The sequence below is a fragment of the Micromonospora sp. NPDC005173 genome (assembly GCF_040608515.1).
Classification (GTDB): domain Bacteria; phylum Actinomycetota; class Actinomycetes; order Mycobacteriales; family Micromonosporaceae; genus Micromonospora.
In genome coordinates this window covers 1-11444 of sequence record NZ_JBEXIK010000060.1, presented here as the reverse complement: position 1 = coordinate 11444, position 11444 = coordinate 1, and the positions used below count along the sequence as shown (strand labels likewise).

10 protein-coding genes and 2 pseudogenes are annotated in these 11444 nt (G+C 70.9%); 9 read left to right on the top strand and 3 right to left on the bottom strand.

Translation table 11 applies throughout. From position 1 onward, the window contains the following. Nucleotides 1–203 precede the first annotated feature (203 nt). A complete protein-coding gene (locus ABZV00_RS34215) occupies nt 204–722 on the top strand; it encodes a winged helix-turn-helix domain-containing protein (protein WP_355613882.1) in 519 nt (172 codons plus the stop codon). Between the two features lie 60 nt (nt 723–782). Here ABZV00_RS34215 and ABZV00_RS34210 read toward each other — a convergent pair. Continuing rightward, a pseudogene (locus ABZV00_RS34210) lies at nt 783–1678 on the bottom strand (diiron oxygenase). 48 nt (nt 1679–1726) lie between these two features. On the opposite strand from ABZV00_RS34210, the gene ABZV00_RS34205 reads away from it, so the two are divergent. From ABZV00_RS34205 to ABZV00_RS34170, 8 genes are all read left to right on the top strand, one after another. Further along, nucleotides 1727–2455, top strand: coding sequence for a TetR/AcrR family transcriptional regulator (locus ABZV00_RS34205; protein WP_355613880.1), 729 nt, complete (start codon nt 1727–1729; stop codon nt 2453–2455). Further along, nucleotides 2452–2751, top strand: coding sequence for a DUF4873 domain-containing protein (locus ABZV00_RS34200; protein ID WP_328415836.1), 300 nt, complete (start codon nt 2452–2454; stop codon nt 2749–2751). The genes ABZV00_RS34205 and ABZV00_RS34200 overlap by 4 nt, the downstream gene beginning before the upstream one ends. Continuing rightward, nucleotides 2751–4244: an NAD(P)/FAD-dependent oxidoreductase gene (locus tag ABZV00_RS34195; protein ID WP_355613878.1), complete on the top strand. Its 1494-nt coding sequence runs from the start codon at nt 2751–2753 to the stop codon at nt 4242–4244. The genes ABZV00_RS34200 and ABZV00_RS34195 overlap by 1 nt, the downstream gene beginning before the upstream one ends. Continuing rightward, on the top strand, nt 4234–5106 hold the full coding sequence (locus tag ABZV00_RS34190; RefSeq protein ID WP_355613876.1) for an SDR family oxidoreductase: 873 nt from the start codon (nt 4234–4236) through the stop codon (nt 5104–5106). The genes ABZV00_RS34195 and ABZV00_RS34190 overlap by 11 nt, the downstream gene beginning before the upstream one ends. Further along, on the top strand, nt 5103–5930 hold the full coding sequence (locus ABZV00_RS34185; protein ID WP_355613874.1) for an alpha/beta fold hydrolase: 828 nt from the start codon (nt 5103–5105) through the stop codon (nt 5928–5930). The genes ABZV00_RS34190 and ABZV00_RS34185 overlap by 4 nt, the downstream gene beginning before the upstream one ends. 76 nt (nt 5931–6006) lie before the next feature. Beyond that, nucleotides 6007–6627, top strand: a complete 621-nt coding sequence (locus ABZV00_RS34180; protein WP_355613872.1) for a TetR family transcriptional regulator — start codon at nt 6007–6009, stop codon at nt 6625–6627. Nucleotides 6628–6701: 74 nt separating this feature from the next. Next, complete coding sequence (locus ABZV00_RS34175) at nt 6702–8282, top strand: MDR family MFS transporter (RefSeq protein WP_328415825.1); 1581 nt, start codon at nt 6702–6704, stop codon at nt 8280–8282. A 342-nt stretch (nt 8283–8624) separates the two neighbouring features. Then, complete coding sequence (locus ABZV00_RS34170) at nt 8625–10181, top strand: OFA family MFS transporter (protein ID WP_355613870.1); 1557 nt, start codon at nt 8625–8627, stop codon at nt 10179–10181. Nucleotides 10182–10231: 50 nt separating this feature from the next. On the opposite strand, the gene nrfD is transcribed toward ABZV00_RS34170, so the two are convergent. After that, entirely contained in the window at nt 10232–11302 is a 1071-nt protein-coding gene (gene nrfD / locus ABZV00_RS34165) for an NrfD/PsrC family molybdoenzyme membrane anchor subunit (protein WP_355613868.1), read from the bottom strand. After that, a pseudogene (locus tag ABZV00_RS34160) lies at nt 11299–11444 on the bottom strand (4Fe-4S ferredoxin); the annotation flags it as partial. The pseudogene ABZV00_RS34160 and the gene nrfD, both read right to left, overlap by 4 nt.

Sequence of the window (11444 nt, the reverse complement as noted above, 5' to 3'; positions counted from 1 at the left end):
TGCACCGCGCGGGTCACGCCGGTTGCCCGAGTGGACACTATGATCGAGAAGAAAGGACGATCAAGAACTTGCCGTGAGCAACTTGTCGCTAACCGTTGCCAGGCTGGGCAGCGTGCCTGCCAATCATTGTCAGGGGCGTGACAAGAACTGGGCAGGGATGCCCATCGATCCCGGGCGGTGCTGTGGCCGAGGACGACGAAGCGATGTTGGATGGGGCTGATCCGGCCGACGAGCCGTTCCCGCTGCTGATCGCGGTGACCCCATCGCCGACCGAGCGCATCCGGCTCGCGGAGCGCCTCGACGGCATCGCACCGCTGCTGCTGGTGGCCGACCTCGACGAGCTGCGCCGGCTGATCGCTGCTCCGCAACAGCTGGCCGGGACGCCACCCGAGCCAGCACCCGCCGCCCCGAGCGACGCCCTGGTCATCGACTCGGCCCGATCCACCGCCCGCTGCGAGGGCCGCGAGATCGACCTGACCCGATTGGAGCACGACCTGCTGACCTGCCTGACGACCGCGCCGGTCCGGGTCTGGAGCTACGAAGAGCTGCACCGGTCGGTCTGGCGCGACGAGGGGCTGGAGCGCAAGGCGGACGTCCAGTCCCTGGTGAAGCGGCTGCGGCGCAAGCTACAGGACCTCGGCACCGGTGCCACGATCGAGGCGGTGCGGGGTGTCGGGTTGCGGCTGACCGACCGTCAGGAGCCGCGGATCGGCCGGGCCTGACCGGTGCCTGATGTGGGCAGTTCCGCGCTGCCTCGCCGGAGTCACCCTGGCGACGACGGGTCAGATCAGCCCGGCCCGGGTCCACAGCAGACGCCCTGGCCCAGCCACCAGGCCAACGCCCGCCAGGTTGGTGTGCACCCGCGCCGCCGACCAGCGCAGGGTGGCACGCCAGTGCGGGTTGGCGCGGGCAGCGGCCCGGCCGACCGCCGGTGAGATACCCACCGCCGCGTACGCGTCGGGATGGACTAGGCGGTTGGCGATCGTGTAGGCGGCCCGCCCGACCAACAGTCGGGCGTACGCCATGCCCACCGGGCCGGTGGCCGCGACTGCGCCGGCCAGCTCCTCGCGGGCGAACCGGACGTGTCGCGCCTCCTCGACCACGTGGATGCGGGAGACCATCCGGATGAGCGGCTGGAGCGACTCGTCTGCCATGATCTCGCGCTGGAACGCGTCGAGGATCTCCTCCGCGATGAGGATCGCGGCGTACATCCGGGGACCGCTGGCGGTGGCCTTCAGGAAGCGCCCGAGGTGGTGATCCACCGTGCTCGCCCGGTAGACGGGGCAGCCCATCGCCTCGATCAGCCGGCCGAACATGATGGAGTGCCGGCACTCGTCAGCCACCTCGGTCAGCGCGTACTGGGCCTGCGGACTGGTCGGGTCGGCGCCGTAGTACTCCCGGATCAGCATCTGCATGAGGATCGTCTCGAACCACAGCCCGGCGCTGGCCGCGCTGGCCACCTCGTGCTTGTGAGCTCGACGCGCTGCTCCTCGCTGAGCTGCTCCCACAGCGGCGTGCCGTAGAGGCTGCTGCGGTGCGGCGGGAGCCAGTAGGCGCCCGGAGTGTGCGGGGCATCCCAGTCGATCTCGACAGTGGGGTCGTAGCTGGTCCGCAGTGAGGACGTGAGTAGTCGCTCGGCGACCGCCGCGCGCTCGGTCTCCGTCGGTGCGGCCTCCATGGCTCCTCCATATTGACGTGACGACCGGTAACTGTTACGAGTAGTAGCATGCAATCGCCGCTCACGGATGTCAATGCAACCGACCCGCCGCCTCCGCCCTCTGACGGCGATCCGAAGGCAAAGGGCAACGGCCGCCGGGACCGCTGGGCCGACCATCGTGAGCAACGAAGGCGGGAGCTGGTCGGGGCCGCCGTGCAGGCGTTGCTGCGGCACGGGCCGGAGGCCGACATGGACCAGGTGGCCGCGACCGCAGGCGTCAGCAAACCGGTCCTCTACCGCTACTTCGCCGACAAGTCGCAGCTCTGGGTCGCGGTGAGCGAGGTGGTGGCGGCGCGCGTGGTCGACACCATCGCGCCGGCGGTCGCGCAGGTCCGCGAGGAACGTGACCTGGTCGAGGCGACGATCGACGCGTACCTCGGGGTGATCGAGTCGGAGCCGAGGCTCTACCGGTTCCTGATGCACCAGTCTGGCGACCCCGGCATCCACCAGGTGGTCGCCGGCACCAGCCGGCAGGTGGCCGCCGGGCTGGCCCGGGTGATCGGCGACCGGCTGCGTTCGCTGGGCCTGGACGCCGGCCCGGCGGAGCCGTGGGCGTACGGCCTGGTGGGCTTCGTACAGGCGGTCGGCGACTGGTGGACCACGCACGGCCAGCCGATCAGCCGGGCGGCCCTCACCGATTACCTGACCGCTCTGCTGTGGAGCGGAATCGAGGGGGTCCGGGCCAGCGCCGACCTGCCGCGCGAGCTCACCCGCGCCCACGAGCGGATCGTGCCGTGAGCTACCACGGCCCTGCGGGCGTCGAGGGCACCTCGGTCCGGGTTCACCTCAGTGGACGGTGGGAGCCGGTCGACGGCCGCTACCACTGGGGTGGGCGGATCGAGCCCGAGCCACGGGTGGCCCGCCTGCTGCGCTCCGGCCGGCGCGACGTCGAGTTACGCATCGCCGACCGCGTCCGGCCCGCCCGACTGGCCGAGGTCGACCCGTGGGGCGGCGTACGGATCACCGGCGTGGGCGATCCGCCCTGGCCGCCGTTGGCCGAACCGGGTGCCGTGTCCGAGCCTCTGGAGGAGTGATGGAATCAGACGTTGCCATTATCGGCGCCGGTTTCGGCGGTCTGGGCGCCGCCATCCGCCTCCAGCGGGCCGGCTTCACCGACTACCTCGTCTTCGACCGGGGTGACGACGTCGGGGGCACCTGGCGTGACAACAGCTACCCCGGCTGCGCCTGCGACGTCCCGTCGCACCTCTACTCCTTCTCCTTCGCCCCCAACCCCCGCTGGTCGAACACCTTCTCCAGCCAGCCGGAGATCTGGGACTACCTGCGCGGCTGCGTCGACCGCTTCGGCTTACGCCCGAAGTTGCGGCTGCGCCACGAGGTGCGGGTTGCGAGCTGGGACGACCAGCGCCAACGCTGGCTGCTGCGCACCTCCGGCGGCGACCACACCGCCCGGGTCCTGATCTGTGCGGCCGGCCCGCTCAGCGACCCCGCCATCCCCGACCTGCCCGGGATCGACGAGTTCGCCGGCACGGTGTTCCACTCCGCCCGTTGGCAACACGACCACGACCTGACCGGCCGCCGCGTCGCGGTCATCGGCACCGGCGCCTCGGCTGTCCAGCTCGTGCCACAGATCCAGCCGACGGTCGAGAAGCTGACGCTGTTCCAGCGCACCCCCGCGTGGATCATGCCGAGGCTGTCGCGCCGGATCAGCCGGGTCGAGCAGGCCGTGTTCCGCACCGTGCCCGGCGCGCAGCGGGCCGTCCGGGCAGGGCTCTATCTGGTACGCGAAACCATGGGCCTGGGCTTCCTGCACCCGGCGGTCAACCGGCTCGCCTCGCGGCTGTCCCTGCGTACGCTGCGGCGTCAGGTCACCGACCCGCAGCTGCGGGACAAGCTCACCCCTCGGTACGCGATGGGCTGCAAGCGGGTCCTGATCTCCAACGACTACTGGCCGTCGCTCACCCGGCCGAACGTCGACGTGGTCACCGCCGGCATCGCTCGGATCGTGCCGGATGGCCTGGTTACCGCCGACGGAGGACACCACCGGGCGGACACCATCATCCTCGGCACCGGCTTCCACGTCACCGACTCCCCAGTCGTGCGGCGCATCCACGGCCGTGGCGGGCGCAGTCTGGGCGAGGCCTGGACCCCCAGCATGCACGCGTACCGGGGCACCACCATCGCCGGCTTCCCCAACCTGTTCTTCCTGCTCGGCCCGAACACCGGGCTCGGGCACACCTCCGTGGTGTTGATGATCGAGGCGCAGCTGCACCTGGTGCTCGCGGCCCTGCGGCACATGTGGGCCAAGGGCATCCAGGCCATCGAGCCCACCGCGGAGGCGCAACGACGCTGGACCGAACGGATCGACCGGAAGATGACCGGCACCGTCTGGCAGACCGGTTGTTCGAGCTGGTACCTCGACGCCACCGGCCGCAACACCACCATCTGGCCGGGCTTCGCCACCAGCTTCCGGATGCGGCTGCGCCGGTTCCGCCCGGCCGACTACCGGATCGCCACGGCCGGCAACACCCCCAACGATCCGGAACGGGAGCACGCCGATGCGGTATGACCTGGCGGGCAAGACCATGCTCATCACCGGCGCGGCACGCGGCATCGGGGCGCAGATGGCCCGCGAGGCCGTCGCCCGCGGCGCCCAGGTCGCCGTCGTGGGTCTGGAAGGCGAGCTGCTCAAGCAGCTCGGCGCCGACCTCGATGCGCACTGGTACGAGTGCGACGTCACCGACCAGGCGGCGCTGGACGCCGCGGTGGCCTCCACGGTGGACCGCTTCGGCGGCATCGACGTGGTCGTGGCGAACGCGGGCATCGCGAACCTCGGTACCGTCGCCGTGGGGCCGGTCGACGCGTTGGTCCGTACCGTCGAGGTGAACCTCTGCGGCGCGATCCGCACGGTCAGCGCGGCGCTTCCCCACGTCACCGCCGCCCGTGGCCACGTCCTGATCGTCTCGTCAGCCGCCGCCTTCACGGCGATGCCCGGCATGGCCGCCTACTGCGCGTCCAAGGCGGGCGTGGAGCAGTTCGCCAACGTGCTGCGCCTGGAGACCCGCGCACGCGGCGTCACCGTCGGTACCGCACATCCGATCTGGATCGACACCGACCTGGTCCGCGACATCCGTGACGACCTGGCATCGTTCCGCACCGCGCTGCGCCGGCTGCCGTGGCCGCTGTCCACCGTCGTACCCGTCGAGCAGTGCGTCGACGCCCTGCTGCGCGGCATCGAGCGCCGCAAACGCAAGGTGTACGTGCCACGGTCGCTCGCCATGGTGCAGGCGCTGCGGCCGGTGGTGCTGAGCGGCCTCTCGGACGCGTTGATCACCCGGTTCGGCGGCCAGACGATGGTCGGCCAGATGGAGGACGAGGTACGCCAGCTCGGGCGTTCCTTCGGCAGGACGTCGGTGGGAGGGCGGTCATGACCGTTCACTTCCGTCGCGCGGGCAGCGGTGAGCCGCTCGTGCTCATCCACGGCATCGGTCACCGCCACCAGGCCTGGGAGCCGGTGTTCGACCGGCTCACCGCCCACCACGAGGTGATCGCGCTCGACCTGCCCGGCTTCGGGAACTCCCCGGTGCCCGGCGCCGGCATGCCCGCCGACATGGCCGCCACCGTGGCCTCGGTCCTACCGGTCCTGACCGAGTGGGGGCTGGAGCGTCCGCATGTGGCCGGCTACAGCCTCGGTGGGGCGATCGGCCTGGAGCTTGCCGCCACCGGGGCGGTCGCCTCGGCCACCGCCTTCTCCCCCGCCGGCTTCTTCACGCCGGCGGAGCGCCGACGGGCGCTGGCCATCCTCAAGATCTTGCGGGCCAACTCGTACCTGCCCACCCCGATCATGCGGCTCGCGCTGCGCTCGGCGTACCTGCGGGCGTTGTGCTTCGCGCCGCTGATGGCCCGCCCGGCGCTGCTGGACGTCGACCGCGCGCTGGGCGACGCGCTCGCCCTGCGGCGAGGGCTCGGCTTCAACGCCGTGGCCCGAGCCGCCCGCCACTACCGCTTCGACTGCCCCCGGCTGTCCGACGCGACGGTGCCGGTGACCATCGGCTGGGGCGACTGCGACCGCATCTTCGGCGTCCACCAGGCCGAGCGCGCCCGGGCCGGCCTGCCGGCAGCCCGGGTGGTGACGCTGCCCCGCTGCGGGCACGTGCCGATGAGCGACGACCCGGACCTGGTCGCCGCGCTCATCCTGGAGACCACCGGCGCCGTGCCCCGCACCGAGCGACCGGACCCGTCGGTGGTCGCCTAGGCAGCACGGGTCAGGAAAATCACTTCACAGACTAAAAACTTGCAGCCTCCGCAAGTTGGCTCCTAGCCTCGCTCGCGTGACCGACACCGACCACGCTGCCACCGGGCGTCGGGACCGCAAGAAGCGGCTGACGCGGGCCGCGCTGACCGCCGCCGCGCTGCGGCTGGTCGCCGAACGCGGCTTGGAGCACGTGACGGTGGAGGAGATCAGCGAGGCCGCCGACGTCTCCTCGCGTACCTTCTTCAACTACTTCACCTGCAAGGACGAGGCGCTCACCGACGACCCGGCGCTCGACGGCACCCCGGTCGTGGCGCGTCTGGCCGCCGTCCCTGCGCAGGTGCCGGCGTTGCAGGCGGTCCGGCTCGCCCTCGACGAGGCGATCGACACGATGCAGGCCGACCGGGAGTTGTGGCGACTACGGCTGGCGGTCATCGCCCAGAATCCCGCGCTGCTGCCGCGGCTGATAGCCGGCAACATCGCGACCGAGCGGGCCATGGTCACGGTCATCGCCACCCGCCTCGGCGTAGGTCCCGACCACGGCCTCCCGCCGCTGATCATCGCTGTCACCAGTGCCTCCTTCCACACCGCGATGCTGCGCTGGGCCGCCAGCGACGACACCCGCCCCCTGCGCGACTTCGTGGACGAGGCGTTCGCCGCCGTCGCCGCCGGCCTTCCGGATCCGCCACACCCCTCCTGACCCCACCAGTCCCCGCCCCGCCGCATCAGCTCCGGGGCCAGTCACTCCGCTACAAACCCGACAAGGGAGCGTCAATGACCACAACCGCCCCGCCCGCCGACACCGCCGATGTCGGCACGCGCATGTCGCGTCGGGAGGTTCTCCAGGCCCTTTCCGGCCTGATGGTCGGCATGTTCGTGTCCATCCTCGCCTCCACGGTGGTGGCGAACGCGCTGCCGCGGATCATCGCCGATCTGAACGGCAGCCAGACGGTCTACACGTGGATCGTCACCAGCGAACTGCTCGCCATGACGGCCACGGTGCCGCTGTGGGGCAAGATGGCCGACCTGTATAGCAAGAAGCTGCTGATCCAGCTCTCCCTGGGACTGTTCGTGGTGGGTTCACTCATCGCGGGCTTCACGCCGAACGTCGAGGTGCTGCTGCTCAGCCGTGTCGTCCAGGGCGTTGGCGCCGGCGGCATGACGGCGCTGGCCACGATCGTCATGGCGGCGATGATCCCGCCGCGTGAGCTGGGCCGCTACGCCGGCATCTTCGGCGCGGTCTTCGGTGTCGGCACCATCGCCGGTCCGCTGATCGGTGGCCTGCTCGTCGACACGTCGTGGCTGGGCTGGCGGTGGTGCTTCCTGATCGGGGTCCCGTTCAGCATCATCTCCATCGCCCTGCTGCAGCGCACCCTGCACCTGCCGGTCGTCCGCCGCAAGGCCAAGATCGACTGGCTGGGCGCCCTGCTCATCACCTCGGGCGTCTCCACGCTGCTGATCTGGTCGTCCCTGGCCGGGAACAAGTTCGACTGGGCCTCCGGCTGGACGGCCCTGATGGTCATCGGCGGTCTGGTCCTGCTGGCGCTGGCCGTGGCCGTCGAGTCGCGGGCGGCGGAGCCGATCGTCCCTCTGGACATCTTCCGCAACCGCACGGTCTCGCTGGCCACGATCGCCAGCGTGCTGGTCGGTGTGGCGATGTTCGGCGGCACCGTCTTCCTGTCCCAGTACTTCCAGATCTCGCTGGGCAAGTCGCCGACCGTCGCGGGCCTGATGAGCCTTCCGATGATCTTCGGTCTGCTCGTCTCGTCGACGGTGGCCGGCCAGCTCATCACGAAGTACGGCCGGTGGAAGGCCTATCTGGTGGCCGGCGCCGCGGTGATGACCGTCGGGATGCTGCTCCTGGGCACCATCGACGCCGACACCAGCGTCGTCGTCCTGTCGATCTACATGGCCGTGCTGGGCATCGGCGTCGGCATGCTCATGCAGAACCTCGTGCTCGCCGCGCAGAACGACGTGCCGGCCCACGAACTCGGCGCCACCACCTCGGCGCTGACGTTCTTCCGCAGCATGGGCGGCGCCATCGGGGTCAGCGCCCTCGGCGCGGTGCTGGCGAGCCGGGTGACCTCGCTGACGGCCGAGCGGCTCGGCCCGGCGGCGACGGCCGGCGGCGGCTCCGCTGAGGTGCCCGACCTGTCCACCCTGCCTGAGCCGGTGCTGCGCATCGTGCAGGACGTGTACGGCATCGCCACCGCCGACCTCTTCCTGGTCGGCGCGCCGTTCGCGCTGCTCGCGCTGATCGTCGTGCTGTTCATCAAGGAGAAGCCGCTGCACACCCTCAGCGGGGACGAACGACGCGCTCAGGAGGAGGCGGCCGCAAAGGCCGCGATTCACTGAACCGTACGACAGCAATACGGGGGGGCGGGCCGGTGGGCCCGCCCCCCGTTCTGCGCCCACAGCGCTGGCCGCCCGATGACGTGGCCGCGTTTTTCGGTAACGACAAGCTGTGAACCGGTTGCCACGTAACGTGAAGTACAGCCGGCCAACGGCTGACGCCGGACGTGCGCCGGGCCGCCACTGTGGCGGCACCGCTCGGCCAACTGCCGGGAGTCCGGCGAGATTCCCGACCCGGCCTGATCCGGGTATGCGCGGATTCTGCCCAGTAGGCAGTACGACGTTGCGAGGCTTCGGACAGCTCTGCACCGCCGCCGGCCTACTCAGCCGCAGGAGGTGCGGACCATGCTGTCGGTATTCGATCCTCGGCACACTGTCGCTCCCCCGGGATACAGCCGCTGGCTCATCCCGACCGCGGCACTGGCCGTGCACGTGTGCATCGGCCAGGTCTACGCGACGAGCGTCTACAAGAACTCCCTCATCGCGCACTTTGACACCAGTCAGACGGCGATCGGGGCGATCTTCAGTATCGCCATCGTCATGTTGGGTTCGTCCGCGGCCGTGGGTGGCAGGTGGGTGGAGCGGAACGGACCGCGCCGGGCGATGTTCGTCTCCGCCTGTTTCTGGGCCGTGGGGTTCCTGGTCGGCGCGCTCGGCATCGCGACCCATCAGCTCTGGCTGCTCTACCTCGGATACGGCGTCATCGGCGGCATCGGGCTCGGCATCGGCTACATCTCGCCCGTCTCCACACTGATCAAGTGGTTCCCGGACCGGCCCGGCCTCGCCACCGGGCTTGCCATCATGGGGTTCGGCGGCGGCGCCCTGGTCGCCGGCCCGCTCGCGCGCCAACTGCTCTCCCTCTACGACTCCGGCTACAACCCGAACAACCCTGCTGCTGTGGCGTCGGGGCATGCCCTCGTGGCACTCTTCGTCACGTTCGGCATCGGCTACTTCGTGATCATGATGTTCGGCCCGTTCAACGTCCGGGTTCCTCCGCCGGACTGGCGGCCCGCCGGGTTCGACCCCGCGACCGTCGCCACCCGGCCTCTGGTGACGAGGGCGAGCGTGTCCGCGACGAACGCCGTACGTACCCGGTCGTTCTGGCTGCTGTGGATCGTGCTGTTCTGCAACGTCACGGCGGGCATCGGCATCCTGGAGCAGGCCAGCCCGATGATCCAGGACTTCTTCCGGGACAACGGGACCACCGCCATCTCGGTGTCCGCGGCGGCCGGTTTCGTGGGGGTGTTGTCGCTGTTCAACATGGCCGGGCGATTCGTCTGGTCGACGACGTCGGACCTCATCGGCCGCAAGCCCATCTACATGGTCTACCTCGGCGTCGGCATGGTGCTGTACGCACTGCTCGCCGTGGCCGGCCACTCCGCGACCGCGGTCTTCGTGCTGATCGCCGCCGCGATCATCTCGTTCTACGGCGGTGGCTTCGCCACCATGCCCGCCTACCTGCGCGACCTGTTCGGCACCTTCCAGGTCGGCGCCATCCACGGCCGGCTGCTGACCGCCTGGTCGGCCGCGGGCGTTGCCGGTCCGTTGATCGTCAACGGGATCCTCGACACGCAGGGCAAGCCCGGCACGCTCACCGCGTCGGCGTACCGGCCCGCGCTGTTCACCATGGTCGGCATCCTCGCCGTCGGGTTCATCGCGAACCTGCTGGTCCGTTCCGTGCCAGCGCGGTTCCATGAACCCGACCGGGGACCAACGTCCCCTGTGGCGCGCGCCAGCGTCACTGAGCCGGTCGCCCTCGGCCCGGAGAGCAGGCCCCCGGTGCCCGAGCACGTCGGTACCCAGACCGGGCGGCTCTGGTTGTCGTGGCTGCTGGTCGCGGCGCTACTCGGATACGGCATCGTCCAGACCGCCATCACCGCCGCGAAGCTGTTCACCGGCTGATGTCGTCCGCACCCGGGCGGGGAGGGTTGTCGAGCTGCGGGCCGAGGCGCTCAGGGCTGGTGGGGCGCAGCCGAGCCGTTCTGATCGAGCCGCTCCCGTTGTGGCACGACCGTGTACTTCGGATCGCGTGCCGACGCCCTTCCCGCCTCGAAGACGCCGAACCGGGTGGCGACGGACGATGCCACGAGGGCCGCGCCGGAGATCGCCGACAGGAGCCGGTTGCGTCGGCTGAGCAGCGCCGCCGCGGTGCCCACGGCGAGCAGAGTGCGTCCCGCCTTGACCATCCGGCCGCTGCGTCCGTGCGTGTAGGGCTCGCCGGTCAGTCCCTGCCGCTCCAGCTGACGCCCGCCGCCCAGCTCGATGGCCGCGGCGGCCAGGGCGAGTCGTCGCACGGGGGCGGTCTCCGCGGCCGGTGCCGCGATCAGTGCGACTCCGGACGCGGCGGCGAGCGCGCTGCCGGCGAAGACGAACGGCAGCGACGGGTAGGCGTCGTGCCAGGACGGTACGGCGGTGTCGGCGAGCAGCACCCCGGTGTACGTGGCCAGCGCTGGCGCGGTGGCCGCGGCGGCCAGGCCGGCGACGTTGCCGACGGGCGGTGCGATCCGGCGGGCGAGGCCGAACACACCGTGCTGCGGGAGCAGCGGCGCGAGCTCGGCGACTGCGGCCACACCGGCCAGCGGCCCGAACGCGGCGAGGATCCAGGTGCCGACCGACATCGGTGAGGTCAGCTTGGCCACCCGGAGCATGTGGTGGAACCGGTCCGGGCGCCCAAGGTCGTGGACAAGCAGGTACGTGCTGGCGGCGACGCCGCCGAGGGCCGTCCAGCGGCCGACCTTGCGCAGCCCGGGCCGTCCGGTCAGTTGGGCGCCCGCTCCGATCAGCGCACTTCCGGCGGCGAGGCCGCCGGTGAACAGGTAGCCGGCGATGTCGTGCTTCCACACCGGCGGTTTGAGGACCGGCCGGCCGTAGTAGGAGGTGAAGTCGGCCGGCGGCACCGTGAGCTGCTCGCCGTCGCCGCGCCGCCTGCCGGGCTGGCGCTTCCCGTCGGGCCGGTCGAGGCCGGCCTGGAACTCGCGGAACCGGGCGCCGACCGGCTCGTTCGATGGTGTCGCGTCGGTCATGGCCGCCTGCCCAGGAACGCGACCGCCGTGGCGACCGCCATCGTCATCGCCGCCAGGCCGGCGCGCTTCCACATGGCCGGCAGGTCCCGGGTGGTCACCACCGGATCCGGCGGCAGCCCATACACCTCAGGCTCATCCAACA

Bases quoted from the DNA above. Each gene is read 5' to 3' on its own strand.
- ABZV00_RS34215 (WP_355613882.1), top strand. From the start codon at position 204: ATGTTGGATGGGGCTGATCCGGCCGACGAGCCGTTCCCGCTGCTGATC.
- ABZV00_RS34205 (WP_355613880.1), top strand. From the start codon at position 1,727: ATGCAATCGCCGCTCACGGATGTCAATGCAACCGACCCGCCGCCTCCG.
- ABZV00_RS34195 (WP_355613878.1), top strand. From the start codon at position 2,751: ATGGAATCAGACGTTGCCATTATCGGCGCCGGTTTCGGCGGTCTGGGC.
- ABZV00_RS34190 (WP_355613876.1), top strand. From the start codon at position 4,234: ATGCGGTATGACCTGGCGGGCAAGACCATGCTCATCACCGGCGCGGCA.
- ABZV00_RS34185 (WP_355613874.1), top strand. From the start codon at position 5,103: ATGACCGTTCACTTCCGTCGCGCGGGCAGCGGTGAGCCGCTCGTGCTC.
- ABZV00_RS34175 (WP_328415825.1), top strand. From the start codon at position 6,702: ATGACCACAACCGCCCCGCCCGCCGACACCGCCGATGTCGGCACGCGC.
- ABZV00_RS34170 (WP_355613870.1), top strand. From the start codon at position 8,625: ATGCTGTCGGTATTCGATCCTCGGCACACTGTCGCTCCCCCGGGATAC.
- nrfD (WP_355613868.1), bottom strand. From the start codon at position 11,302: ATGACCGACGCGACACCATCGAACGAGCCGGTCGGCGCCCGGTTCCGC.